The 26,098-nt window shown below is 42.4% G+C and carries 29 protein-coding genes; 17 read left to right on the top strand and 12 right to left on the bottom strand.

Annotated features, from left to right (window positions below; all coding sequences use genetic code 11):
• Positions 1-52: 52 nt before the first annotated feature.
• The 4 genes from QZY09_RS12875 to QZY09_RS12860 form a co-directional block, all read right to left on the bottom strand.
• Positions 53-862 (bottom strand): SDR family oxidoreductase, encoded by an 810-nt coding sequence (locus tag QZY09_RS12875; protein ID WP_295672975.1) that lies wholly within the window; start codon positions 860-862, stop codon positions 53-55.
• A complete protein-coding gene (locus QZY09_RS12870) occupies positions 859-1,548 on the bottom strand; it encodes an alpha/beta hydrolase (protein ID WP_295672974.1) in 690 nt (229 codons plus the stop codon). The genes QZY09_RS12875 and QZY09_RS12870 overlap by 4 nt, the downstream gene beginning before the upstream one ends.
• Positions 1,549-1,555: 7 nt before the next feature.
• The gene (locus tag QZY09_RS12865; protein ID WP_295672973.1) at positions 1,556-3,007 is read right to left on the bottom strand and encodes an NAD(P)/FAD-dependent oxidoreductase; all 1,452 of its coding nucleotides are present in this window, start codon (positions 3,005-3,007) and stop codon (positions 1,556-1,558) included.
• A gap of 61 nt (positions 3,008-3,068) precedes the next feature.
• Positions 3,069-3,746, bottom strand: coding sequence for a peptidylprolyl isomerase (locus QZY09_RS12860; RefSeq protein ID WP_295672972.1), 678 nt, complete (start codon positions 3,744-3,746; stop codon positions 3,069-3,071).
• Between the two features lie 305 nt (positions 3,747-4,051).
• Between QZY09_RS12860 and QZY09_RS12855 the strand changes: the two genes are divergently transcribed.
• The 9 genes from QZY09_RS12855 (at position 4,052) to QZY09_RS12815 (ending at position 11,414) form a co-directional block, all read left to right on the top strand.
• Positions 4,052-4,441 carry a dihydrofolate reductase family protein gene (locus QZY09_RS12855; protein ID WP_295672970.1) on the top strand — a complete coding sequence of 130 codons (390 nt, stop codon included), beginning with the start codon at positions 4,052-4,054 and terminating at the stop codon, positions 4,439-4,441.
• Between the two features lie 154 nt (positions 4,442-4,595).
• Positions 4,596-6,101 carry a TlpA disulfide reductase family protein gene (locus QZY09_RS12850; protein WP_295672968.1) on the top strand — a complete coding sequence of 502 codons (1,506 nt, stop codon included), beginning with the start codon at positions 4,596-4,598 and terminating at the stop codon, positions 6,099-6,101.
• 235 nt (positions 6,102-6,336) lie between these two features.
• On the top strand, positions 6,337-7,086 hold the full coding sequence (locus tag QZY09_RS12845; RefSeq protein ID WP_295672967.1) for an SDR family NAD(P)-dependent oxidoreductase: 750 nt from the start codon (positions 6,337-6,339) through the stop codon (positions 7,084-7,086).
• 179 nt (positions 7,087-7,265) lie between these two features.
• Positions 7,266-7,847, top strand: a complete 582-nt coding sequence (locus QZY09_RS12840; protein ID WP_295672965.1) for a TetR/AcrR family transcriptional regulator — start codon at positions 7,266-7,268, stop codon at positions 7,845-7,847.
• 212 nt (positions 7,848-8,059) lie between these two features.
• Complete coding sequence (locus tag QZY09_RS12835; protein ID WP_295672964.1) at positions 8,060-8,209, top strand: hypothetical protein; 150 nt, start codon at positions 8,060-8,062, stop codon at positions 8,207-8,209.
• 232 nt (positions 8,210-8,441) lie between these two features.
• Positions 8,442-9,110, top strand: coding sequence for a hypothetical protein (locus QZY09_RS12830; RefSeq protein WP_295672963.1), 669 nt, complete (start codon positions 8,442-8,444; stop codon positions 9,108-9,110).
• Positions 9,111-9,306: 196 nt separating this feature from the next.
• Positions 9,307-9,768: a MaoC family dehydratase gene (locus QZY09_RS12825; protein ID WP_295672961.1), complete on the top strand. Its 462-nt coding sequence runs from the start codon at positions 9,307-9,309 to the stop codon at positions 9,766-9,768.
• Between the two features lie 165 nt (positions 9,769-9,933).
• The gene (locus QZY09_RS12820) at positions 9,934-10,602 is read left to right on the top strand and encodes a hypothetical protein (RefSeq protein WP_295672959.1); all 669 of its coding nucleotides are present in this window, start codon (positions 9,934-9,936) and stop codon (positions 10,600-10,602) included.
• Between the two features lie 125 nt (positions 10,603-10,727).
• Complete coding sequence (locus QZY09_RS12815) at positions 10,728-11,414, top strand: hypothetical protein (RefSeq protein ID WP_295672957.1); 687 nt, start codon at positions 10,728-10,730, stop codon at positions 11,412-11,414.
• 33 nt (positions 11,415-11,447) lie between these two features.
• Here QZY09_RS12815 and QZY09_RS12810 read toward each other — a convergent pair whose 3' ends face one another.
• Positions 11,448-12,470 carry a S41 family peptidase gene (locus tag QZY09_RS12810; RefSeq protein ID WP_295672956.1) on the bottom strand — a complete coding sequence of 341 codons (1,023 nt, stop codon included), beginning with the start codon at positions 12,468-12,470 and terminating at the stop codon, positions 11,448-11,450.
• A 126-nt stretch (positions 12,471-12,596) separates the two neighbouring features.
• Here QZY09_RS12810 and QZY09_RS12805 point away from each other — a divergent pair, with 126 nt between their 5' ends.
• On the top strand, positions 12,597-13,610 hold the full coding sequence (locus QZY09_RS12805) for an LLM class flavin-dependent oxidoreductase (protein WP_295672954.1): 1,014 nt from the start codon (positions 12,597-12,599) through the stop codon (positions 13,608-13,610).
• Positions 13,611-13,752: 142 nt separating this feature from the next.
• Positions 13,753-14,211, top strand: a complete 459-nt coding sequence (locus QZY09_RS12800; protein ID WP_295672952.1) for a PA2169 family four-helix-bundle protein — start codon at positions 13,753-13,755, stop codon at positions 14,209-14,211.
• 66 nt (positions 14,212-14,277) lie between these two features.
• On the opposite strand, the gene QZY09_RS12795 is transcribed toward QZY09_RS12800, so the two are convergent.
• Positions 14,278-14,688 carry a putative toxin-antitoxin system toxin component, PIN family gene (locus QZY09_RS12795; RefSeq protein ID WP_295672950.1) on the bottom strand — a complete coding sequence of 137 codons (411 nt, stop codon included), beginning with the start codon at positions 14,686-14,688 and terminating at the stop codon, positions 14,278-14,280.
• Positions 14,678-14,908 carry a hypothetical protein gene (locus QZY09_RS12790; RefSeq protein WP_295672948.1) on the bottom strand — a complete coding sequence of 77 codons (231 nt, stop codon included), beginning with the start codon at positions 14,906-14,908 and terminating at the stop codon, positions 14,678-14,680. Before QZY09_RS12790 ends, QZY09_RS12795 begins: the two co-directional genes overlap by 11 nt.
• 141 nt (positions 14,909-15,049) lie before the next feature.
• On the opposite strand from QZY09_RS12790, the gene QZY09_RS12785 reads away from it, so the two are divergent.
• On the top strand, positions 15,050-15,784 hold the full coding sequence (locus QZY09_RS12785; protein WP_295672947.1) for an acyl-CoA desaturase: 735 nt from the start codon (positions 15,050-15,052) through the stop codon (positions 15,782-15,784).
• Positions 15,785-15,904: 120 nt separating this feature from the next.
• Here the strand turns inward: QZY09_RS12785 and QZY09_RS12780 are convergent, their stop codons facing one another.
• The 5 genes from QZY09_RS12780 to QZY09_RS12760 form a co-directional block, all read right to left on the bottom strand.
• Positions 15,905-16,549: an ABC transporter ATP-binding protein gene (locus QZY09_RS12780; RefSeq protein ID WP_295672945.1), complete on the bottom strand. Its 645-nt coding sequence runs from the start codon at positions 16,547-16,549 to the stop codon at positions 15,905-15,907.
• A 102-nt stretch (positions 16,550-16,651) separates the two neighbouring features.
• Complete coding sequence (gene lpxA / locus QZY09_RS12775; protein WP_096349831.1) at positions 16,652-17,437, bottom strand: acyl-ACP--UDP-N-acetylglucosamine O-acyltransferase; 786 nt, start codon at positions 17,435-17,437, stop codon at positions 16,652-16,654.
• Positions 17,434-18,843: a bifunctional UDP-3-O-[3-hydroxymyristoyl] N-acetylglucosamine deacetylase/3-hydroxyacyl-ACP dehydratase gene (locus tag QZY09_RS12770; RefSeq protein WP_295672942.1), complete on the bottom strand. Its 1,410-nt coding sequence runs from the start codon at positions 18,841-18,843 to the stop codon at positions 17,434-17,436. The genes lpxA and QZY09_RS12770 overlap by 4 nt, the downstream gene beginning before the upstream one ends.
• A gap of 99 nt (positions 18,844-18,942) precedes the next feature.
• Positions 18,943-19,986, bottom strand: coding sequence for a UDP-3-O-(3-hydroxymyristoyl)glucosamine N-acyltransferase (gene lpxD, locus QZY09_RS12765; RefSeq protein WP_295672941.1), 1,044 nt, complete (start codon positions 19,984-19,986; stop codon positions 18,943-18,945).
• Positions 19,987-20,145: 159 nt separating this feature from the next.
• Positions 20,146-21,372 carry an HD domain-containing protein gene (locus QZY09_RS12760; protein WP_295672939.1) on the bottom strand — a complete coding sequence of 409 codons (1,227 nt, stop codon included), beginning with the start codon at positions 21,370-21,372 and terminating at the stop codon, positions 20,146-20,148.
• A gap of 224 nt (positions 21,373-21,596) precedes the next feature.
• Here QZY09_RS12760 and QZY09_RS12755 point away from each other — a divergent pair, with 224 nt between their 5' ends.
• From QZY09_RS12755 to QZY09_RS12735, 5 genes are all read left to right on the top strand, one after another.
• A complete protein-coding gene (locus QZY09_RS12755; protein ID WP_295672937.1) occupies positions 21,597-23,150 on the top strand; it encodes a bifunctional response regulator/alkaline phosphatase family protein in 1,554 nt (517 codons plus the stop codon).
• A gap of 131 nt (positions 23,151-23,281) precedes the next feature.
• The gene (gene tsaE, locus QZY09_RS12750) at positions 23,282-23,698 is read left to right on the top strand and encodes a tRNA (adenosine(37)-N6)-threonylcarbamoyltransferase complex ATPase subunit type 1 TsaE (RefSeq protein ID WP_295672935.1); all 417 of its coding nucleotides are present in this window, start codon (positions 23,282-23,284) and stop codon (positions 23,696-23,698) included.
• A 54-nt stretch (positions 23,699-23,752) separates the two neighbouring features.
• A complete protein-coding gene (locus tag QZY09_RS12745) occupies positions 23,753-24,979 on the top strand; it encodes an alanine dehydrogenase (RefSeq protein ID WP_295672933.1) in 1,227 nt (408 codons plus the stop codon).
• 3 nt (positions 24,980-24,982) lie between these two features.
• Positions 24,983-25,666, top strand: coding sequence for a M15 family metallopeptidase (locus tag QZY09_RS12740; RefSeq protein ID WP_295672932.1), 684 nt, complete (start codon positions 24,983-24,985; stop codon positions 25,664-25,666).
• A 194-nt stretch (positions 25,667-25,860) separates the two neighbouring features.
• A partial coding sequence (locus QZY09_RS12735; RefSeq protein ID WP_295672930.1) for a YhjD/YihY/BrkB family envelope integrity protein occupies positions 25,861-26,098 on the top strand: 238 nt, incomplete at its 3' end.

Genomic DNA, 26,098 nt, shown 5'->3' with positions numbered 1-26,098 from the left:
TCCGATTCATGGCCCATTGGTAAGGGCGTTGAGCAGGAAAAAAAAAGTTGACTTATTTCCATTGCTTTGCAAAGCGTAATAAATACCATGTGACGAACTTTGGTGATAACCTTGTTAAAAAGTAAAGTACCTTAGCATCCGGCCCTATTATTAAACGCATTTTTTTACGTTTTATGCCGGCGATGATGGCTTCAGCTGCTTTTTCCGGTGTGGTGATAAATAAACCTTCCACCTGTTTAATGGCATTTTCATCGTTCCCTGCGTAACGCGCATGCCTGGCGATATTTGTTTTGATGCCTCCGGGATGTACAGACGTAACCGTAACACCTGTTTTAAGCATGCGCTCTTCAATAGCTAATGACTCTGTGAACCCCCTGATGGCAAATTTTGTGGTGCAATAGGCCGCCTGATTTGGGAATCCAAGAATGCCAAAAATGCTTGAAATATTGACAATAGCCGATTCCTTTTGTTTTCGCAAATGCGGTAAAAAGGCCAGGCTTCCGTACATCATTCCCCAAAGATTGATGCCCATGATCCATTCATAATCGGCGATGCTAACTTCTGATGCGGTCAATTTAAAAATAGCCACACCCGCATTATTGATAACCACGTCCGCGCGCCCGTAATGTGCAATTACGTTGGCCGCAAATTCGTAAAAGGCAGTTTTATCAGCCACATCAAATGCCTGGTAAAATACGTTTTCTGGTCCGCCGGCCAGCGTTACCGTTTCAAGCAAAGCAATTTCATTATTGTCGTTAAGTGCCAGTTTCGCGCCTGCTTTTTGAAATGCAAGTGCTAAAGCACGTCCTATACCCGAACCGGCACCAGTAATAACCACCACTTTGTTTTCAAAATTCTTCATTTTTTTATTTGATTATTTTGGGTGATCTGGTCTAAAAAAGTAATAATTGGCTTGTAAACAGCGTCCGGGTAAGTATACAATGTAAAATGATCGCCAATGACTTCCTCGTAAGGTTCCCGCGGTGGCCTCACAACCAGGTCGGCCCGTGCGTGGATCCTTAAATCAGGTTGCACCGCAACCCGTTCGGATACTGGCGTAAGAATAAGGCGGAGCTGATTGATGATATTCCCTTTGTTTCCGGCAATCATAGCGTCAAATATTTCTTCATAGATCTGTTTTGATGGCTTTCCTTTGTAGCCCTTTGCAGTGAACAGGCGTTTCATAAAACCATTAAAGAACAAGCCATTTCTTACCAACCAGTAGATGATATTTACATTTTTGAGCGGTTTAATTGGCCGGTCACGATCTGTCCAGGATGCAATTTGAACTATCGGGCTGCCGGCAAAATGTTTAATATGCCAGGCTATCCAGCCACCCATTGAATGGCCAATAATAACATCATGTTGCGTTATTTGATATTTTTCAACAACGTTTTGCGCAAAAGCTAAAACGTTCATACCGGGCAGTGGCTTATCGCCCAATAATTCCCAAACGTTTAAAAACGTATGCTCACCTGGGATAAAAGGAGCCACCTTGCTGAAAATAGATTCATTTTCGCCGAACCCATGGATAAATATTACCCTCATGTATTGGTTATTTATAAGTTAAAATGCCGTCGTCCAGCGGACTTTTCTCAAACATTTTTTTGTCGTAAAAATAATTTTGTTCAATCTTCCAGGGCTTTTTATTGCCCATTTTTGGTAATTTATCTAACACTCTCACCACATAGCCGGGGTTAAAATCAAGGAAAGGTTTTAGCACCAGGTCCGGGTCATTTTGCACAGGCATGCATTGTTTATACCCATGCTTTGACATGTAATTAATGATCCGGCAGGTATACCGGCTGGTCATTTCGCATTTCAATGTCCACGAGGCATTGGTATAGCCAAATGCGTACGTCATATTCGGCATACCATCAAACATCAGGCTTTTGTAGGTAACTTTTTCCGAAAAGTCCACTTCCTTACCATCAACCCTAAAGTTAACATTATTAAAAAGCGCTGCATTTAATCCCGTTGCAGTTACAATGATATCAGCTGGTAAAAAATCTCCTGAAACCAATTGAATGCCTTTTTCTGTAAATTTTTCAATTTGATCTGTTACAACGCTGACTTTTTTACTTTTTATCGCTCTAAATAAGTCGCCATTTGGCACCAAACATAAACGCTGGTCCCAGGGGTTATAAGCCGGCGTGAAGTGTTTATCAATATCAAAACCATCACCCATGCGCCCTTCCAATTTTTTGCGCAGCGCTTTTTTCATTACGCCGGGAAACGACCTCGAAAAGGCATACGAAAACCGCTGAAAAAGAATATTCCGAAAGCGATTTATTTTGTAGGCTGTTTTTTTTGGTAAATTATTATTGAGCCAAACCGCTGTCTTGTCTATGTCAGGTAAGGCTACCACATAGCTGGGGCTGCGCTGCAGCATCGTTACATGCTCTGCTATTTGGGCTAAATTGGGGATGATCGTCATTGCAGTGGCACCACTGCCAATTACCACAATTTTCTTACCTGTATAGTCTAGTGTTTCGTCCCATTTTTGTGGATGTACAATTGGGCCTTTAAAATCGTTATATCCTGCAAAAACTGGCGTATACCCCCTGTCATACCTATAGTACCCCATGCAGAGTGACAGGAAAGAGCAAGTGTAAAGTTTTGGATCAACTGAATTAGGCGTCACAACGATAAGTGACCACTTGGCTGTCTCACTCGACCATGATGCATTGAGCAATTGATGTTCAAACCGGATATGTTGATCGATTCCTTCTTCCTTAACGGTTTCTGCTAAATATTCGATGATGTCTTCACGTGGCGCAATGGCTTTAGGGTTTGTCCACGGTTTAAAGGCAAAACCGAAAGTATACATATCTGAATCTGAACGTATGCCCGGATAACGAAAAAGGTCCCAGGTGCCGCCGATATTTTTGCGCCCTTCCAATATCGTATAGGTCTTACCAGGGCAATCAGTTTGCATGTAATGGGCAGCGCTGATGCCTGATATGCCGGCGCCAATAATAATGGTATCGAAGTAAATAGGTTCCATTTTTAATTCGTTTTATTCCCTGAGGGCTGTTGCAGCTGCGCCACCCTTGTTTAATTAAGTATCACATCAATTTAAGTTCTTTTAGCACTTCCCTGTCCGTCAACACGGTTATTTTCATCTTCACCTCATTATCCGGGTTGCCGTCTTTATTAACTTTTACTGCAGTTACCTTGTCAATAAAATCTATTCCTTTAACAATTTCGCCAAACACGGTATAATTCTGGTCTAAAAATGGCGTGCCGCCAATGGTGTGATAGGTTTCGCGCTGTGCTTCGGTAAAATGTAAGCCAAGCTTTTTTTCAATGATATCCAGTTGTTCGTTGGCGTAGGTTTTACCGTCAACAAAGTAAATCTGTGTGGTGAAAGACGCTTTGTCTTTATTATCATCGCGGCCCATAGCCAATACGCCCCGCTTATGGAACAGTGCAGGGTTAAATTCCGGCTGGATCCATTTTTGCTCGGGCTTTAACGTTTTTGACTTGTCGTAAAGCGAATCCGGGTCGCCGCCCTGGATCACGAAACCTTTCAGGATCCTGTTAAACGTGGTCGCATCAAAATAACGCGCCTTAACCAATTTGATAAAGTTATCGCGGTGTACCGGGGTTTCATTGTAAAGCTTAACCACACAATAGCCCTTTGCAGTTTCGATTTTTACATAGGTATTTTTTTGCTGTGCTATCGCAGGCACCAGCAAGCAGCATAAGATCCCGGTAATAAAGGGCTTTAATATTTTTATCATAGCTTAAAGATATAAATAAGCTTTGATATGACGAATGTACCATTATCCGCCATTTGCATAATGAAATTCAGTAATGTATTTTTATGTCAGGATCGGCATCAAACATTAGGTTAACCATTGGTATAAAAAAAATGGCTGCAAACACATTTAAGCTAGCGGTACATATGGTAGCAAGCCTTGACGGTTATATTGCCAAAAAGGACAATAGTGTGTCGTGGTTTGAAACTACTGATCGCTACTAGAAAGGGATCACGGTTGGCGAACAGGAAATGGTCTATTTTCTAGGAACAATAGATTGTTATGTGATGGGTTCCCGCACCTACGAACACGCCATTAACCTCTCCAAAGCTTACGGATGGCCCTATGGCGATATCCCAACCATAGTAGTAACGCACAGAAACCTGCCCATTGAGCGACCTAATATTGAATTTTTTGCAGGCGACCTGGAAATATTGGTGAACGCACAACTAAAACCAAAGTATAAAAATGTTTGGCTGGCGGGCGGCGCAATACTTGCGGGGGAGTTCATCCGCTTAAAACTGGCCGACGAAATAAGGCTATCCATTGTACCTATCATTTTGGGCAATGTTCTCCTGTTTTTTGACCACGTAGGACAGGAGCAGGAGATGCACCTGCTGGACGTAACCGCTTACAAAAATGGTATGGTGGAGTTGTGTTATGAAATAAAGAAATAGTGGCGTACGCTGATTTTACATAGCCAGTATTTTTCCGAAATGCTATGGCATGGCGCCATTGTTATTGAAAGGCAATACTATTTGCAATTCAACGTTTTACCACTAAATTGCGGTTTGCCAATCTGAACCATTTTTAAACCTGAAGACCTGCCTCATGAGAAAACTCGTCGCACTGCTTATGTTAGTATTTGTACCATTTTGTACGCTTGTCGCACAAAATGCGGTATTACATATTTCCGTTGCCAATAGCAAAGGGGCTATTTGCGATTTGTATATTCCCGGCCTGCCGGGCCAAAGTTCGGTCAATTTAACATTAATAGATGGCAGTGCCAGTCATAAACTTCAATTAGCCCGACCCCAATTTGTCCAGTTAACTTGTTTTGACCCCGCTGATTGGGAGCACAAGCATTTTAACTACATGCTGTACCTGTCGCCCGGCGACAACCTCCTGCTAAAAGCCGATCTCAACAAGGCGGGGTTCGATTTTAAAGTATCAGGAAAAGGCGGCAATAATAACCAACCACTAATATCGGCTATGGAAAGTATAAATCTGCATGGCTTTTTAAGGGACACCTTACCTTACAACCTAATCAACGCTATCAATACTGCACAAAAAAACCGACAAAGCAATCTAGGTACCTATATCAGGTTATATCACCCATCACTATCATTCATTAAAGATCAGCAGACGAGTTTGCGTTACTACGCCAGCGAATTATTTAATAATTTTAAAGGCACCAATAAGAATTATGTATGGGAAGCCTACTACCGCAACTATGCTCACTGGCAAAAAATTACCGATAGCCTTTTCAAAGCAGCGAAATTAAACAATGATGCCGCATTAGCCACTTTTAATTACACCGACTTGGTAAGCCAATTTTTATATTGGGAAAACGTCGATTTATCAGACGAAGAGTATTTACATCCGGTGGCCTTTTACCGGGAATGGTATCATACCGACACGGTTAAAGGGAAGAAACTATTTAGTGCCGACCGGAAAAACCTGCCCCGGGAAATGATCATCAATCGCTACTTTACCGGCAAAACGGCGGAGTACCTATATGCAGTTTTGTTTGCCGGCGCCCCCAGCGAAAGTAATCCCCGGAATATCCCTGAGATTTTCGGGCGGTTTAAACAGAAATATCCCCACAGTTCATACATTGCACAATTCATTCAATCCGTTGATTCCATTATGGCCAGGGAAAAATATCGGTTAAATAATAAGATGATATTTATGGATGGTAACGGTACTAATTTAAATTCGCTTGATGAGGTGCTGACAGCAATGAAGGGCAAAACCGTATTGGTAGATATGTGGGGCACCTGGTGCGGACCCTGCCGCGAAGAGATCGAAAAAAACAGTGCAGCTATCCGTACACATTTTAACGGAAAAGGGCTCACTTATTTATACATCGCCAACTACGATAAGGATAACAGCGAGGAATGGAAGAAACTGATCGCGTATTTTGACATAGAAGGTACACACTTGCTGGCAAGTGATAAACTTACCGGCGACATAATGGCCAAAGTAAAAGGCAGCGGTTTCCCTACCTTATTTATCATCAAAAAAGACGGAAGTTTTGAACTTGCAAAAACGCAAAATCCTATCAATAGAGAGGTTTTGATCAAACAACTGGAAGAAGCGCTGGCGCTGCAATAAATAGCATGGGGCTTTTTTAGCCTTTTGGATATTGGTATTTAATTTTCTACGGGATATGTTAAAACCACAGCTTACACAGCCTGAGTGCTGCGGTTCCTAACAAAACTGCAATGCTTTTATTATGGCATTTTGTCATCCCCGCCTAATCTTTTAAATAAATTGGAACGTTCGTTCCAATAAGTGTTTATGTTTGTGGAACGATTATTCCAAATATAGAAAATTAATCCTATACAACATGAAAAAGTTAGCAAACAAAGTAGCAGTAATCACCGGGGCATCAAAAGGGATAGGCGCAGGCATCGCCAAAAGTCTGGCTGCCGAAGGGGCTTCTGTAGTGGTAAATTATGCCTCGGCTAAAGCCGGCGCGGATAAGGTAGTGGCAGAGATTGTCGCCAATGGCGGTAAAGCCATTGCTGTACAGGGCAATATTTCAAAAACAGAAGATGTAACCCGCCTTTTTGCCGAAACAACCAAATCCTTCGGCGATGTAGATATCCTGGTGAATAACGCAGGCGTTTACAAGTTTGGCGCCATTGAGCAAATCAGCGAAGCCGATTTTCACCATCAATTTGATACCAACGTATTAGGATTATTGCTAGCGACACAGGGCGCTTTAAAAACCTTTAACCAGGATGGCGGCAGCATTATCAACATTGGCTCGGTGGTGAGCAATATTGCCCCGGTTGGCAGTTCTATTTACACCGCCACCAAAGGCGCTGTTGATGCCATAACCCATGTTTTATCCAAAGAGCTGGGATCGAGGAAGATCAGGGTAAACTCCATCAACCCGGGTATGGTTGAAACAGAGGGAACACATACTGCAGGCTTTATCGGCAGCGACTTCCAGGCGGAGACAGAGCGCACCGCGCCGTTGGGCCGTATCGGCCAGCCCGAAGATATCGCGCTGGTTGCTGTATTCCTGGCTTCTGAAGAATCGCGCTGGTTAACCGGCGAAACCTTATTGGCCGGCGGCGGGGTAAGGTAATTTATTGAGAGCCACGAACCAGGACTCAAGATAAAAGAGAAAATGAGGATTATTTAAGGTGCCAATGAATTTTAATAATCTGCACATCTGAAATCTGCACATTTGCACATCAATCTTAGTCTTGACTCTTATTAAAATTGAATAGCTTTGCTTCATTACAGGCAAGGCTATTCCGCATTATGGCAAGAACAAAAGATTTTGATGAAAAAGAGGTGCTGGATAAGGCGATAGATATTTTTTGGCACAAGGGATATAATGGCACCTCTATGCAGGATCTTGTAGATGGGCTCGGCATCAGTCGTTCAAGCCTCTATGATACCTACGGCGACAAACATACCCTGTTTATTAAAGCATTGGAAAGTTATCAAAACGAAGGTTCCGAAAAAATTGGCGCCATTGCTAACAGTGTTGCGCCTGCAAAAGAAACCATCAGGAAATTATTGGAACTGATTACGGGGGAATTACTGACCGACCAAAAGCACAAGGGCTGTTTTATGGTAAACGCCGAAGTTGAAGTTGCCCCGCATGACAAAGAAGTTAGCCGGATGGTATGTGCCAATGACCAGCAAGTGGAAGCCGCCTTTTATCAGGTCATCAAAAGGGGGCAGGACTGCGGTGAGGTCAGCAACCGGCAGGATGCGAGGGCCCTGGCAAGGTTTATATTTAATACGGTAAAGGGCATCCGCGTAACAGCAAAGTCGACCACTGACAAAGGCGTGTTTGATGATATCATCAGGCTGACAATTACTGCTCTCGAATAAATATAGCCGCATTTGGTTCAAGAATGCAAATTACCCTATCCAAACTCTTTTCCTCTCGTCTGTTATCGGTATATATTTCTGTTTTTTATGAAAATAGCTAACCCGTGCCCTTAAAACGATACACTTTTAGTACCTGGAAGATGCTGCTGCCTATAGAAGGTTTATGGCATAATTTTTATCCTTATTAAAGCACAACTTTAAAAGCCATTATTATGAAAAATACCTCCACAAAAACAATTATTACGCTAAAAGCGATTCAACGTGAACTAAAGGCAATTTTAGAAAATGACATCAGAATGCTAACTGCACCCCAATACGTAAACAATAAAAATGCGGCATTCCTGCAATTAATAGCGATCTGAAAATTATGACGCGAATGTCGATTATTAGCGGCAGGCAATATGCTTGTTAAATTTTAAAGACACATGTGCGCATAAAATCTGAAAGTAATACTTGGCGCGTGGTTAATGCATTTCTATCAGTCCATAACAGGTCTGTAAGCCTTCGCAGCTCACGCATTATTAAAATTTTATTATGGTTAATTGGCTAAATATCAAATAAGTAATTAAATTTGATCAACCAATTTTATCCTTTGTGAAAAAGATATCCCTGCTCGCCATCCTGGTTATGCCTGCGCTCTTTTTTTCGGGCTGCAAAAAAAGTGCAGGTAATTCTACGGTAGCACCGTCATCAGCCGACTCTTACCTGCCGGTTACCGCAGGTTCATCCTGGGATTACTACGCACAGGTTGCAGGTTATACCGATACCATCAGCATAAAAATGACCGGTTTAACAACCAAAATAAACGGTACCGATTTTTTTACAGCAACAGGTGTTTCGCATTTTAATAAGGCGATAGTAGAGAATTTTTATGAAGCCAGTCACCTTTATGTTGAGCGGTACACAATTGGGGGCGATATTTATGCCACCAATATTGACGTGGTTTTATTAAACGATACTTTGGCCGTGGGGCATAATTTTACGGCGGCTGTAACCGCCATTGGCGGTGTTGATGTACAACCCATGAGGATAATCAATACCACTGTTGAAAAGAATATAACGAAAGTAGTGGGCGGAAAAAGTTTTTCCGGTGTAATTCATACCCGTGTTCAATTGCAGAATGATTCAGGCAGCGGTTTTGAAACCAATTCAATTTACGATTACTTTATGGTAAAAGGGATAGGTATAATTGAAATGGATTCAAGCGCACCGGGAGGTGCGATAGATGAAACCCAGACAATAATGAACTATACGGTTAAATAAATTTTATTAAAGTAATTTGTTTGTGCCTTTTAAGCCTAAAGCAGCGGTAAATAAAATGGCAGCAAAATAGAATCGTCAAAACACATTTTGCGCTATTTTAAAAAAATCAATAGGTTATGCCATGTTGTTTTAAAATGCCGTTCGCTTTGCTATTTTTACGGCGCGTTTGTAATTACCTGAAACAAACAGAGACCCTATGATAATTATAAAAAATTACCCCGAGTTTGAAAGCTACTTTGGTAAGGAATTAGGTGTGTCAGGCTGGCATACCATTACCCAGGAGCAAATAGATAAATTTGCCGAGGCAACTATTGATCACCAATGGATCCATACCGACGTTGAAAGAGCCCAAACCGAAAGCCCTTTTAAAGCGACCATTGCGCATGGTTATTTAACGGTTTCGCTGTTGCCCTATTTCTGGCACCAGATAGCAGATGTACAAAACCTAAAAATGCAGATCAATTACAGCATTGAAAACATCCGCTTTGCGCAACCCGTAATCGTGAACAGCCAGGTACGGCTTAAAGCAAAGCTGGTGGCTATTGTTAATTTAAGGGGCATTACCAAAGCTACCATCGGTGTTGAAATGGAAATTGACGGGCAGAAAAAGCCCGCTTACACAGGCGAGGTAGTTTTTCTATACCATTTTATTGATTGACCAATAAGAATCAGGAACCAGGAATAATGCAACGGGATTATTCTTTTAAATAAAAGGTTGTGGTTTTTTGTCTTGACTCCAGGCTCTTGATTCCTGATTCTTTCCCTCCGCGCAATATTTTATTCATTTCGATGTTTACACTATAACCTGTAAACAAAAACCTTAATGAATAAAACCTTTACCCTTATTTTAGCTTTCGCAGCTATTTTCATAAGCAGCTGTAAAAAAGATTCAAAAAACGATCCGGCATCCAATTCAACCAACAGCGATTACTTTCCTTTAACTGCCAATTCGGCCTGGAAATACCTGGTAACCGGGGCAGGCGGAAGCGATACCCTTACGGTTAAACTCATAGGTGCGGCCACGATTATCGAGGGTAAAACCTATTATAACACCAATAGCATGTACCAGAAAATGGGTGGTAGCGTCGGCTATTTTTTCAGGCAAAACCATCTGTATGGCTCCAACTCATCAAACGCAACAGCAGGCTTAACTATTGAGTTCGAGTTTTTGAACGATACCACTGCAGCCGGACATAGCTGGATAAGTTTACCCACGGTGAATGGCCTGGTGAACAGTGTGCCGGCGCGTACTGTGAATACCATCAAAGAAGTTAATATCAGCAAAACAGTCGGCGGCAAAATATTTACCAATGTTATTCATGCGGAAGTTGATCTCCAGTACAATTATGGGGGAGGATATGAAAGTTCGGCGGTTTACGAATTTTATTTTGCAAAGGGGGTCGGCATGATTGAAAACTCAACCATTATTTCAGGCAATATTTATGAAAAGGAGCGTATTATCAGCTATGATATTTCACCTATACTTATGTAGGTAATTATTTGGAACCCGCGTTTTTATATCAGCGATAATACGATTGTTGATATGTTGAATGTTTTACCTCTGAAATATTTTTTTTATTATCAATATTTGAGCGGTAAATTATTGATAGATCATCGATGCGAAAAAACTTTTTTGTCATTCTGGCTTTACTGACAATAGGTTATTTTAGCTGTAATAAAAACCCCTATAAGGCTGCTCCTCCGTTAACCGCATATAGCTATTTCCCGCAGACTTTCGGCTCTACCTGGCGGTACCGCGACTCGATTTTTGGAGAGGCTACTAATCCAATAGCTTTATTCGGTGTTAAAAATGACACCCTGACCTATACCATGAACGGTGCAACCACCGATTTTAACAGTAAAATAAGTTACGATGTGGATGTGTCGTCCCGGCTTTTCCCCCGGCATATTGCCGATTATTTTGTAAGTAAGCATATTTACGAATTGATTGAACCTACGCTTGCGTTCGGATTGATTGATCTGCAAATTTTGAATGATACGGCCCATGCTGGTTACACCTGGAACAGTACGCCTTCATTAACAACATTACTTCATAACAGCCCGGTACGTGCTATCAATACCATCGTTGAAACAGATATGACGAAGATAGAGGCCGGAAGAATTTATACCAGCGTAACGCACACAGCCATTAATTTTCAGATCAATATTAATAACCAGGGATTTTACAATATCGCCCATTTTGATTTTTACCTGGCAGGCGATGTCGGTATCATTGAAAAAGACGCTTACTATTACGGTTATTTAAATGAGACGCAGACGATTGTTGATTTCCACATCAAGTAATGCAAGGGTATTGTATTGTGTTTGGACCGGTTACTATTTTAACCAGCTTAGAGCAGCTTTAAGTTTTTCGTCTTTTTCAATATCGGTAAAATCGTCTCCTCCCGGTATGGATATATCAGGTTTAACAAACTGATTATACGCCTTATTATTTCTGTCGGCTTCTTCAGACGAAGCGACCAAAAGCGTGCATCCGTATTTCAAGATGTTGGTGATATTAGCGGTGGTATATCCGCCCGTATTTTCGCCAAAGAACATCGTTCGCGGCCTTCCTTTTAAAGAAATAGCTATGGCCTCTCCCGAACTTTGTGTGATGGGGCCAATCAACACAGCAATTTTATACTTTTTATTTTTAGCAAGGCATTTACCGGTTGTCCATGTTAGTCTTGTGGTATCGTAGTAGGCGTCACCATTTTTTATACTCCACGTATGTAACGTTTCCCCTTTATTATTAACAAACGAGCCGGCTTGGTGATCGCCAATTAATGAACCGATTCCACCGAGCATAGGCCACATGTTACCACCAGGATTTAAACGAAGGTCAATTATCCAGCCCTTAACTTTTTTAGGATCAATACTACATATGGAGTCCTTTATTTCCTGTGCATATTTATTTACTTCGTTAAAATCAGCTGTTATCGCGGGGATAAGCACATACCCATAGTTGTGATTTAAAACTCTTACTTTTAATTTTGGAATACCAAGTTTTGTTACCTGGGCCATAAGCTCGTTGCTGTATTGCGGCCGTAACTTATGCGCCCCGTATGGGATACCCTTATATATAATCGCCCCGTGAGCATCGTGCAACTTGTCAAAAATATACCTTATAGAAGGTACCAAGTCCTTGATGTTTCTTGCGCTGCCCGCTTTATGAAATACTTCTTTTTTTAATGTGTCCCAATTTACGCTGTCTTTATTGAGCGCCTCTGCATGAATAATAGTTATTACGGTATCTAAAAATGTTTTTACGCTATCAGGCATATTTATTGTGTCTGTTTGCGCATTTGCTGAGGAATTTAGAACAATGCCAAGCAGAAGAAGGGGAATAAATATTTTCATAGGCGGGTGTTGTGGTTAGGTGTTTTTTAAATATACACATAAAATCACAATCGCCCGGTTTTTACGCCTTAAATCTTTACAATCACTCCACAACTACTTCCGTATTTTTGTGTTGTTATACTATATATGGACACAAAAAACATCCGCCTCAGCGTATTGGACCAATCACCGGTACGTAAAGGGCTCACCGCTACAGAAGCGGTTAAAGAAACAGTAGAGCTGGCTAAATTTACAGATGCCTTAGGTTACACCCGTTTTTGGGTATCTGAACATCATAATACCGGGGCCCTAGCCGGTTCAACCCCCGAAGTGCTGATGGCACACCTGGCAGGGCAAACAAAAAATATCCGCATCGGCTCCGGCGGGATAATGATGCCCAATCATAGTGCGCTTAAAGTGGCAGAAAACTTCAGGATGCTGGAAGCCCTGTTTCCGGGTCGCATTGACCTGGGCATGGGCCGTGCTCCGGGTACCGACCGGCACACTGCTGCCTTACTTAACCCATCTAACCAGTTTCGCGAGCAGGATTTTATTGAGCAATTGTATGATTTGAATAACTTTTTTCATGACAGGGGCGACCCGGGGACGCCGACGGCAAAAATAAGGGCTATACCGCAGGTACAAACAGTACCGGCCATGTGGCTGTTAAGTTCCAGCGGGCAAAGCGGCATATTTGCAGCACATTTCGGCATGGGTTTTTCCTTTGCACATTTTATCAACCCGAACGGCGGGCCGCAGGCGGTAACTGCTTATCGCGAACGTTTTCAGCCTTCGGAAGAACTGCACCAGCAACAGGCCAATATGGCCATTTTTGTTTTTTGTTCAGAAGATGAAGAAAAAATAGAGCGTCACAAAGCGCTGATGGATTACCGTTTTAACCAGTTTGAAAAGGGTGCCGGCATAGTTCCTATCGGGTACGAAGATATTAAACATGTTACCTACTCGGCAGGAGAACAGGAAAGGATATGGTATAACCGTAAAAGAGTAATTGCCGGCACCCCCGACCAGGTGAAGACAAGACTGACCCAATTGGCGGAGGAATATGATGTGGACGAAATTATTGCGGTAACCATTACGGAGCATTTTGAGGATAGGCTGCAATCGTACAAACTCCTGGCCGAAATGTTTAATTTAAGCTGAAAGACCAAAGCTAAAAGAGAAAGCACTCCTGTAGTTTAAACTTTACACATTGAAACTAAGCTTTAAGCTTTATGCTTTCAGCTTTGTGCTTCAAATCTGGCAGGATAGTTGTTTGATGTGCTAAACATCAAAACTATTTGCCATGGAAACTACAGAACAATCAATGGAAGTTTTAAACGATCTGATTGAAATCAATAACGACCGTGTTGCCGGCTTTGCCCACGCTGCACAAGAATTGAAAGAAAACGATGGCGACCTTAGAGTGCTTTTTCTGCAACTAAGGGAAGAAAGCCGGGAGAATGTTTATGAACTTGGCATTGCTGTTAGTAAAGGCGGGGCCGCGGTAGAAATGGGCATGAGCGGAAATGGAGCATTGCACCGCATGTGGCTTGACGTTAAATCGGTATTTTCAGGCCACGACCGAAGAGGAATATTGACAGAATGTGAACGTGGTGAAGACGCGATCAAAAAAGCCTATGAAAGCGCCCTCTCGCCCGATAATGAACTATCACCCCAATTTACCGAAATGCTTATACGCCAGCAGCAGGATATTATTGCATCGCATAACCAGATAAAAGCTTTGAGGGATACCGAGGCTTAAGTTTATATTGACAATAAAAAGTGGAGGGTGTTTTAACAGGCATCCTCTTTTTTATAACCTGCGAAATCAAAAAAGTTTTAAAAAATCTGCGGGTGATAAAATCGGAATATTTTTAAAAGGATGCAGGATTAGTAAATCCTGATCGCCGCTTACCATACATGATGCCCCGGCGGTTACTGCAAGCTCAAGGAACTTGTTGTCTTTTGGATCGCGGCAGGCGCTGATTTTTATTGACGGAAAGAATATAAGTGCATTGATCTCGATCTGATCGATAGCTTCCAGTCGTTCATCATCGGTTAGAAAATATTTGTCAAACTTTTTCCGGAAAATAACTTCCGAAAACTCTGATACTACAGATTCGGAAATTACTATCCTTCCAACCTCTATTGCCCTGTTTAAGGCCTGAGCATTAATTGATTTTCGAAGAAGAGCAGCACTGATAAGCGAATTCGTATCAAAGACAAATTTATGCTTCATCTTTTAATATGTCGTCCAATATTTCCTGAGTAAGCCCTCTTTCAGCCATTTCATTACGGAGCCCATCCAGATATTGAAGAAAGGCGGCTTTATCGTATTCAAATAATTCTTTACTCATACGAATGTTAATTTTGTTCGAAATATCCTTTCTTTTATCGGAAGAGGCGTCCCGCCACGCTTTAGCTACTTTATCATCTACTTCCAAAACAATTCGTTCCATAATTTAAACTCCTTTGCTATTATTCAAATATACCAAACATTTAACAGATCATAAACCGCCCTGTTTTGTTTTTACTTTTCAAAATAATTTAATTGTATCTTTGAGCGGATTATAAACGTTTCTATTTTATTCAATACTTCTGTGATTATTTTAATTTTCTTTTTGGCCCATTGGTTCCTTTCTTTATTCTTTCAAACATTTTATCTGCATCGCTACGCTTCTCATAAAATGTTTATCACCAATAAATTTAACGAACGCGTTTTTCACCTGTTGACATTTATTTGCCAGGGCTCGTCATTTTTAAACCCGCGCGCGTATGCCATTATGCACCGTGAACACCATGCTTACAGCGATACAGAAAAGGACCCGCATTCACCCTATTTTTTCAGGGACGTGTTTCAAATGATGTGGCGCACGGCCCAAAGCTATAAGCTTTATGAACAACGGTTGAAAGAACCTGAACCACAATTTAAAGGCAACTATCCTGAATGGCGTTTGCTTGACTATTGGGGATCAACCCATGTATCGCGCCTGGCGTTCGGTGCTTTTTATGTCGCTTTCTATGTCATTTTTGCTACCCACTGGTGGATGTTCTTACTGCTACCGATCCACTTTTTAATGGGCCCTATCCATGGCGCTATCGTTAACTGGTGCGGACATAAATACGGCTATTCAAATTTTGATAACGGCGATAAATCAAAAAATACAACACCTTTTGATTTTTTAATGCTTGGCGAGCTTTTTCAGAATAACCACCACAAACGCCCTAACAGCCCCAACTTTGCTGCAAAATGGTTTGAGTTTGACCCGGTTTACCCCGTGATGAAACTAATGCACTGGATCCATTTGATCAGGCTACGGGAAGCTTATTTGTAGTTGAGGTAAAAGGTTAAAGGCGAAAGGTTTGCCTGCCGTATTATATCGAGGCTTGGTTTTAATCACCAGGCCTTTTTTTATGAGCTTTAAGATAAAAAAACGAGTTAAACCTCTCGCCTTTTACCTTTTTCCTTTCACCTCCCCTTTATAATCCGCAATATTCAGCGTTGCGTTGCTAAAGTTGTATTCATGCTCCTGGTTGGAGCAGATGATTGTCAGCCTGTTTTTTGCGAATTGCTGCACCAGGCTCAAATACCAGTCAACGCCCTGTGTATCCAGGTTTGAAGTCGGTTCGTCAAGCATCAGCATGGGGGTATCTGCGCAAAACGCCAGGGCCAGTTTTAGCCGTTGCTTCATGCCCGATGAAAAATATTTGATCAGTTTGTTTTTACTGCCCGGCAATGACAACAGCTCGATCAATCCATCTTTGCCTATCCCTTCTTTAAACATCTTGAATTTAAAGTGAAAATCGATCATTTCATCAAGGCTAAATTCTTCTATCAACTCCAGGTATGGGGCTGCAATACTTAAATGCTGGTAAACCTTTTCAATGTCGACAGGTTTATCGTCAAAAAAATATTCAATCTTGCCCACGGAAGGCGCCAGGCTACCGTTTAATACCTGTAATAAAGTAGATTTTCCGGAACCATTGGGGCCAAGGATGGCATAGATGCTGCCGGAATTAAAGGAATAGTCAACCCCTCTGAAAATCCAGTCGCGGTTAAAACGGCGGCCAATGTTTTGAAGGGTGATTTGGAAGTTCATAGTTGATGGATCATAGTTCATGGAGCAGTTCATAGTTTATGGTTGATGGTTCATAGCGTGGTAAATCGTTTCTACTATGAACTATGAACCATCAACTATGAACTAACTATTCCCAAACCCCTTCATAATACCCCGCTGCGAGTTTTGTACAAAATTGATAATTTCGTCGCGTTCAACAGTTGGGTTGAATTCGGCTTCGATAATGTCAAGCGCTTTGGTGATGTTGTATTTTTTAAGAAAGATGATGCGGTAAATTTCCTGGATCTCGTTTATCGTGGCAGCTGAAAATCCACGGCGGCGTAAACCAACAGAGTTGATACCGACATAAGATAAAGGTTCGCGGCCGGCTTTGGTATAGGGCGGTACATCCTTACGGACGAGCGAACCGCCCGAGATCATGCTGTGTGCACCAATCTCAACAAACTGATGAACAGCCGATGTGCCTCCGATAAAAGCATAATCATATACATTGATATGCCCGGCAAGCTGAACCGAGTTGGCGATGATCACATTGTCGCCAATAACACAATCATGTGCTACGTGTACATAAGCCATTAGCAGGCAATTGCTGCCGATAGTCGTGGTGTTTTTGTCCAGTGCAGTACCGCGGTTTAACGTTACGCATTCGCGGATGACGGTATTATCGCCAACCGAAACGGTACTTTGTTCGCCGCGGTATTTCAGGTCCTGCGGAGGTGCTGAAATTACAGCCCCCGGGTAAACACGGCAATTTTTGCCGATACGGGCACCATCCATAATGGTGCTGTTTGAACCTATCCACGACCCCTCGCCAATCTCAACATCTTTATGTATCGTTACAAACGGCTCAATTACTACATTGTCGGCTATTTTAGCCTGGGGATGAATGTATGCTAAGGGTTGGATCATTCTTCGTCAGTTTTTTGCTTTTTTACAATTTGTGCCATCAGTTCAGCTTCAACAACGATGCGTTCGCCAACCATACCGATACCCTTCATTTGTGCTATCCCCCTGCGGATAGGGGCGATCAGGTTGCAATGAAAGATGAGCGTATCCCCTGGCGTTACCGGTGCTTTAAACCTGGCATTTTCTATTTTAAGGAACAAGGTAATATAATTTTCGGGATCAGGCACGGTATTTAAAACCAATATGCCCCCTGTTTGTGCCATCGCCTCGATCTGCAGGACACCAGGGAATAATGGCATACCCGGGAAATGGCCCCTGAACATTTCTTCATTCATGGTAACATTTTTCAGCCCGACTACATGACTTTTGGTTAGCTCGAGAATCTTATCGATCATCAAAAAAGGCTGCCGGTGAGGCAGTATATTCATGATCTGGATGGTATCATAAACGGGCTTTGCATTCGGGTCGTAAATCTTTACATGTTTACGGCTTCTTTCCTTTTTGATCAGGGTTTTTATTTTTTTAGCGAATGCCACATTGGCCGCGTGGCCCGGCCTTGCCGCCATAATGTGTCCGCGTAAGGGGACGCCTACCAATGCCAGGTCGCCTATCATATCCAGCAGCTTGTGCCGGGCCGGCTCGTTCTGGTGGCGAAGCTCGATATTGTTTAAAATACCTTGTGGCGCTACCTTAATATCTTTGCGGTTAAAGATCCGGGCCAGGTGGGCCAGTTCTTCTTCGTCAACCTCTTTGTCAACAACTACAATAGCATTGTTCAGATCGCCGCCTTTTATCAGGTCATGCTTTAACAGCATTTCCAGTTCGTGCAAAAAGCAAAAAGTACGGCAGGAAGCGATCTCTTTATTAAATTCGGATATGGTAGAGATACTCGCGTGCTGGCTGCCCAATACCTGCGAGTTATAATCAACCATACAAGTAAAACGGTAATCGTCCAATGGCATGGCCACCATCTCAACTTTGCGGTCAGGTTCCGAATAATGAATATTATAAGGAATATGATAATATTCCCTGTCAGCTTCCTGTTCTATAAAACCGGTTTCTTTTATAGCATCAACAAACTGGATGGAACTGCCGTCCATGATAGGCGTTTCAGGCCCGTCAAGGTCAATCAGCACATTGTCTATCTCCAAACCAACAAGTGCAGCCAATACGTGCTCAATAGTACTAACGCTTGCGCCATTTTGCGAAATGGTAGTGCCGCGCGAGGTATCCGTAACATTATCACAATCGGCATCAATGATGGGCGATCCGGTAATATCTATCCTTCTGAATTTATAGCCATGATTTTCGGGTGCCGGGTTAAAAGTCATGGTAACCCGTTCTCCGGTATGTAAACCAGTGCCCGAAACCGAAACCGGCGCCTTAATTGTTTTTTGTTTTACATTCATTTTATAAGACTGTTCATTGGTTCATTGGTTCAATTGTTCATTCATAAATAGTTCATTAATAGTCGCAAGATAGCACCAATGAACTAATGAACAAGTAAACTAGTGAACATCCTTTTTCAATTCTTTAATTATTTTTTCAAGTTCATCAATTCTTCTTTCAAGGGCGGGCAGGCGTTGTGTAACGATCTGTGAGCGCATATGATCGGTATAAGGTGTTGCCGGCGAGCCCATCCACTTTTTGTTTTCTTCGGTTATGGTGCGGCTTATTCCCGATTGCGCCTGGATCTGTGTTCCTTTGGCAAGCGTGATATGGCCCACTACGCCAACCTGGCCGCCGATTATGCAGCTTTCGCCTATTTTGGTGCTGCCTGATATGCCTGTTTGTGCTGCAACAACCGTATTCGAGCCGATCTCTACATTATGTGCAATCTGGATCAGGTTATCCAGCTTTACACCCTTGCGAATAATGGTTGAACCCATCGTAGCCCTGTCAACAGTGGTATTTGAGCCGATCTCCACATCATCTTCAATGATCACATTTCCTATCTGGCTTATTTTGGCATAGGTGCCATCCCCGACAGGGGCAAAACCAAAACCATCGGCACCTATGATAGTACCTGAATGGATTATGACGTTATTACCCAAAACGCAATCAAAATATATTTTCACTCCGGGAAACAACGTTACATTATCGCCTAATATTACATCGTCTGAAATATAGCACCCCGGATAAATTTTGCAGTTATTGCCAATTTTCACATTCGGACCGATGTAGGCAAATGCACCCAGGTAAACATTGTCGCCCAGCTTTGCAGAAGGGTGAATAAATGAAGGCTGTTCGATGCCTGTTTTATGCAGTTTAATTGTATTGTATTTTTCAAGCAAAACCGTAATCGCACTGTAAGCGTTAGGTACCCTTATCAGGGTAGATTTTACCGGTTCAGCCAAAACCTGGTCGTTATTGATAATAACAACGGAGGCTTCCGTGGTATATAAATACTGCTCGTATTTAGGGTTAGCTAAAAACGATAACGACCCTGCACGGGCCTCTTCTATTTTGGCAAGTTGATTTACCGGCACTAAGGGGTCGCCCTCAACAGTTCCGTTTAGCATCAAACCTAATTCATGTGCGGTAAATTGCATCGGGCAAAGTTAATTATTTATTAAGAAGTCCGAAAGTCCGAAAAGTCCGAAAGTCCGGGGTATTTATTTTGATATTTTTGGTTAATTGGTTTCCCTTTTATAGCCATTTTCCGCCTTTTTATCTTTCGGACTTTCGGTCTTACCGACTTTCGGACTCATCTAAACTAACTCCTTTTTATAACAAAGTATGTACTTTTTAACCGTTTTTGCTAATGCTTCCAAATTTGAATTATCGCTGGCTGCGGTTATGTCTTTTATTGTGCCATCTTTCATTAAAATACGGATATTGCCATCACCCGGCCGGTAGGCATTATTCCGTATCGTATCCTCAAATACAAAATAGGATGCCTCATGTGCAGTAATGCCATATTTCGCCATCGCTTTCGCTGTCAGTTTTTCGATAACTTGTTTATTAGGGGGCTGGTTGGTAATATCAACCTTATACAGGTTACGGTACACCATATCCTGGCAAAGTTTCGAGAGTACCCAATCATCATGTGTAGCCCAAACTTTTATGGCGGCCATAATATCCGTGTCATCCAGGGTGGCAAAAGCTTCCAGGTGATGACCTTCGTTCATAAAAGCCCCGCTGCTGATCGGTTTTCTTAAAAAATGGCTCAGCGCCGGCGTGGTAAAAACATTTTCGCCCTTTAAAGTAAGCTCGCGGCTGCGTTTCATTATCCGGGCTAAAAGCTGCTCGGCAGCGATCACGGTTTTATGCAGGTACACCTGCCAGTACATCAACCTGCGTGCAATTAAAAATTTCTCGACTGAATAGATCCCCTTTTCTTCAACTGCTATCTGGTCGTCCTTTACATTCAGCATTTTTATAATTCTGTCGGAACTGATGACCCCTTCAGAAACACCGGTAAAAAAGCTGTCGCGGTTAAGGTAATCCATCCTGTCCATATCCAGTTGGCTCGACACCAACTGGTGCAGGAATTCGCGCGGATAATGGCCCTTAAATATTTCGATAGCCATCGTTAGCCGGCCTCCAAATTCCATATTTAGCTTACTCATCAGCATCGCTGAGATATCCTCATGCGAGATTCCTTCAACAATAGTTTCTTCAAGTGCATGCGAAAAGGGGCCGTGCCCGATATCGTGCAGCAGGATAGCGATAATCACAGCTTCCTCCTCCTCATGTGAGACCTCGTGGCCTTTGTTGCGCAGCGTTTCAATGGCCATGCCCATCAGGTACATTGCGCCAAGGGCATGATGAAAGCGGGTATGTAAGGCGCCCGGGTAAACCAGGTGTGTCATCCCCAGCTGTTTGATATAGCGCAGCCGTTGAAAATATGGATGTTCAATCAGGTCAAATACCAGCTCGGTAGGGATGCTGATAAAGCCGTAAACGGGGTCGTTTATTATTTTCTTTTTATTCAAAGTTTTTAATAGACTGCAAAAATGTAAATAAAGGTAATAACCCTGTAGTATATTTGTTAATTTTTGTTAATGATTAGTAATAGCCGTAACAAAACCCGTGCTTTGTAGTTATAGTTCTGAGATTAGAGATCAGTTAATCTGAGATTAGTTGATTGAAGCTTGTTTTCGCAACGTTATTTAACTAAGCACCAACCTCTCATCTCAAATCAAAAAAATATAATACCATGCAAGATACATCCATTTTATGGGCCGACGATGAGATTGACCTTTTAAAGCCGCATATATTATTTTTAACTGAAAAAGGCTATAAAGTTACTACCGTAACCAATGGCGCCGATGCGGTTGAAACATTCAAAAACAACTATTTCGACCTGGTTTTCCTCGACGAAAACATGCCGGGGCTAACCGGGCTGGAAACACTGTCGCAAATAAAAAATATCAATAATGATGTGCCCATTGTGCTGATTACCAAAAGTGAAGAGGAATATTTAATGGAGGATGCCATTGGCTCTAAAATTGATGATTACCTGATCAAGCCGGTAAACCCAAAGCAAATACAGTTAACCATAAAAAAACTGACTGAAAATAAACGCCTGGTTACCGAAAAAACAACCATGGCTTACCAGCAGGATTTCAGGAACCTGGGGATGACGCTGAATGACAACCTAAGCTTTACAGAATGGGCCGATGTTTATAAAAAACTGGTTTACTGGGAGCTTGAGTTACAGCAACTGGAAGATGCAGGGATGCACGAGATTTTAACGCTGCAGAAAGTCGAAGCCAACACACAGTTCTGTAAGTTTGTTGAAAAGAATTATCTAAACTGGGTTAAAAACCCGGAGAACGGCCCGGTGATGTCGCCGCAATTGTTTAAGAAGAAAGTTTTTCCGCGGCTTGACGGAAAGGGCCCGGTATTTTTTATTTTGATAGATAACCTGCGGTACGACCAGTTTAAGATCATTAACTCCATATTGATCGAGTATTTCAGGCTGGAGGAAGAGGATACTTATTACAGTATTTTGCCTACAGCTACACAATATGCCAGGAATGCGATATTCAGCGGCCTGATGCCATTGGATATGGAAAAACGCTATCCCGAAATGTGGCAGAATGATGAAGATGAAGGGGGTAAAAATTTATATGAAGGCGACTTTATTGCCGACCAGATCAAACGGGTTACCCGCAGGGATGTGAAGTTCTCGTACCATAAAATATTAAACATTGATGAAGGCCGTGCACTAAATGAATCGGTAAACAACCTGATGAATAATGAGCTGAATGTGGTGGTTTATAACTTTGTGGATATGCTTTCGCATGCCCGTACCGATATGCAGATGATCCGCGAACTGGCCAGTGACGACGCCGCGTACCGTTCATTAACCTTATCGTGGTTTGAACATTCACCCCTGTACGACTTGCTTAAATTTTTAGCTCAAAAGCATGTAAGAGTTGTGTTGACCACAGACCATGGTACTATCCGGGTAAAAAACCCAAGCAAAATTGTGGGCGACAGGAATACCAATACTAACCTGCGTTACAAACAGGGTAAAAACTTAAACTTTAACCCTAAAGAGGTTTTTCACGTGCGTAACCCGCACGATGCGATGCTACCCAAGTTGCACGTGAGCTCGAGCTTTGTATTTGCTAAGGAAGACAGCTATTTTGTTTACCCTAATAACTATAATCATTTCATGAATTTTTACAACGAAACCTTTCAGCACGGGGGTATTTCGCTTGAAGAAATGCTGATACCGATAGCGGTTTACGGGCCGAAATAAAAGGATATATTTTGTATTTTTGACAGCCAAAAAACACTTAGCAGTTTTCAAACGACGAAGTCCTCAATGAGGCCTTTGGAAAATTGACAACACCGAATTAAACTTCGTAAGTGTGGCTTATCAATTAGTTTATGGTCCTAAGTTCAACCTCGTTATCGCAACTCCCGGATACCGCGTCCAAAGTAATTCAGTTCGCCGCAAATTCCCGCATCTTCCTTTTTTACGGTGATATGGGTGCCGGGAAAACAACCCTTATTAAAGCCTTATGCGAAAGTTTGGGAACAGCCGAACCTGTTACCAGCCCCACCTTCTCCATTGTAAATGAATATGAAGGATACACAGAAAGAATATATCACTTTGATTTTTATCGCCTGAAAAACGAAACCGAAGCGCTTGATATGGGCTACGAGGAATATTTTTACTCGGGTGCGTATTGCTTTATTGAATGGCCCGAAAAGATCCCAAATTTACTTCCCGATCATTATGTCAGCATAAAAATTACGGTAAATGGTGATGATTTGAGGGAGATAAACATCGAAAAGATTTAATTTATACTTAATTAGATTTTTTCCTTATCTTCATCAGCCAGAAAATAATAAATAATGAGTTCAGGGAAATACAGCGGGTTTTCGGATATAGCCAAACAAGCGATGATGCAGCCCCAGGAGTCGATGCTGGAGGTGAAGAATAAGAAACACAAACTGTATATCGGCATTCCAAAAGAAATATCCTTCCAGGAAAACCGTGTCCCGCTAACGCCTTTATCTGTTGCCTTACTTGTAAACAACGGACACGAGGTGATCCTGGAAAGCAATGCTGGCGCAGCAGCCAAATTTTCGGATAAAGATTACAGCGAACAGGGCGCACAGATCGTTTACGATACCAAAAAACTGTATGAAGCAGATATCATTTTGAAAATTGCCCCGCCAACCCTGGGCGAGATCGAGATGATGAAACCGGGTCAAACGTTGATCTCGGCCTTGCAGTTATCTACTTTTAAAGCCGAAAGTCTTCATGCCCTCATTAACAAAAGGATAACCGCGCTTTGTTTTGAACATTTGCGGGATGAAGGCGGGTCGCTGAGCGTAGTGAGGGCAATGAGTGAAATTGTGGGCGCAACGTCCATTCTGATTGCTGCGGAATATTTAAGCAATATTTTCGACGGAAAGGGATTGATGCTTGGCGGTATTACCGGTGTCCCCCCAACTGAAATAGTGATATTAGGCGCAGGTACCGTTGGCGAATATGCCGCCCGTACCGCCATATCCTTAGGCGCAGAAGTAAAGGTTTTTGATCCGTCGATCTATAAACTCCGCCGGCTGCAAAACAATATCGGCAGCAGGGTATTTACCTCGGTAGTACAGCCCATTGTGCTGGAGAAAGCAATAACTACCTGCGATGTGGCTATCGGCGCCATGCGCGCCGAAGATGGCCGCAGCCCCTGCATTGTAAGCGAATCAACAGTAAGCCGGATGAAACCAAATTCGGTGATCATTGATGTGAGTATTGACCAGGGCGGCTGTTTTGAAACGTCGGAAGTAACCAATCATACGCACCCGGTTTTCAGAAAATACGATGTAATCCATTATTGCGTCCCGAATATAGCCTCGAGGGTTGCACGTACCGCTACCTATGCACTTACCAATATATTTGCACCCATCTTGCTGGATATTGGTGAACATGGCGACCTGAAGAATCTGATCTGGCAAAAGGCCGGACTCCGCGAAGCGGTTTATATTTATAAAGGACACTTAACCAGCAAGCATATGGGCGAACGTTTTTCTATTCCCACAAAAGATCTCGACCTGTTGATTGTATCTCATCATTAAACTATGAAGCGGCTTGTCATATTAACAGTCTTAATTGCCGTTAGTACTGTAGCCTTTGCGCAGAAGTACAGGTATATCGACAGCTCAAAAGTAATGGGCCTTGGTCGTTATTTAAAGGATATAAAAGCGCATCCCGAAACCCGGTTGGTTGAAATAAAAAAGTATATCCCCGAAATTGCACTGGACATACGCTATGCCACTACCAATAATTTTACGCATCAGCAAATGTATACCGAGGCAAGGGCTTTTGCCCGGCTGCCGGTAGTGCTGGCATTAAAACAGGTGGAAGCTGACCTTAATAAACAAGGACTTGGCCTAAAGATATTCGATTCGTATCGCCCCTATGCTGTTACCGCCCGTTTTTACGAGGTAGCGCGTGACACCAATTTTGTAGCCGACCCGCGCAAAGGCTCGAAACATAACCGCGGGTGTGCAGTAGACCTTACGGCAATAGACTTGAAAACGGGTAAAGAACTGGCAATGCCCACCGGTTTTGACAGTTTTAGCAAAAAGGCGGCAGCTGCTTATATGGATTTGCCAAAGGCCGAAATAGCCAACAGGGCAATTTTAAAAACTGCTATGGAAGCACATGGTTTCCGCGAGATCGCGACAGAATGGTGGCATTTTGATTTTAATGGATGGTCTGAATTCCCCTTACTTGACATCCCGTTTTCCGAAATAAAATAAGGGTTCGGAAAAAGCAATTAAAAACAATTTTTGTGAAAAAGCCTTGTTACCAATGGGAAAGCCTCACCCAACTCTCTCCACAGGATAGGGGCGATAAAAAGAGCAAAGTTTAAGTCCTCTCCCCTGGAGAGGGATGAGTGAAGGCTTCGCGGGTTAGATGAGGCATAAAAAATAAGAGGATTATTTGATTTGATATGAGTACTTTCAGGAAGCATTATTTTTTAAAGAAAACATGGAAGATATTGTCGGCAACCTTTGTAGGGTTTATTGATGACAATGGATTGAAACTAAGTGCATCATTAGCTTATTATACCATTTTTTCTATCGCTCCCTTACTCATCCTGGTTATTTCAATTGCCGGCCTGGTATTAGGCCCAAAAGCCGCTGAAAATAAATTATACCCTGAAATTGCACATTATGTGGGCGCCCAGG

It is taken from the genome of uncultured Mucilaginibacter sp. (genome assembly GCF_903913935.1).
Taxonomy (GTDB): domain Bacteria; phylum Bacteroidota; class Bacteroidia; order Sphingobacteriales; family Sphingobacteriaceae; genus Mucilaginibacter.
The sequence above is the reverse complement of the archived record's forward strand: the minus strand, read 5'-3'. Positions and strand labels throughout refer to the sequence as shown.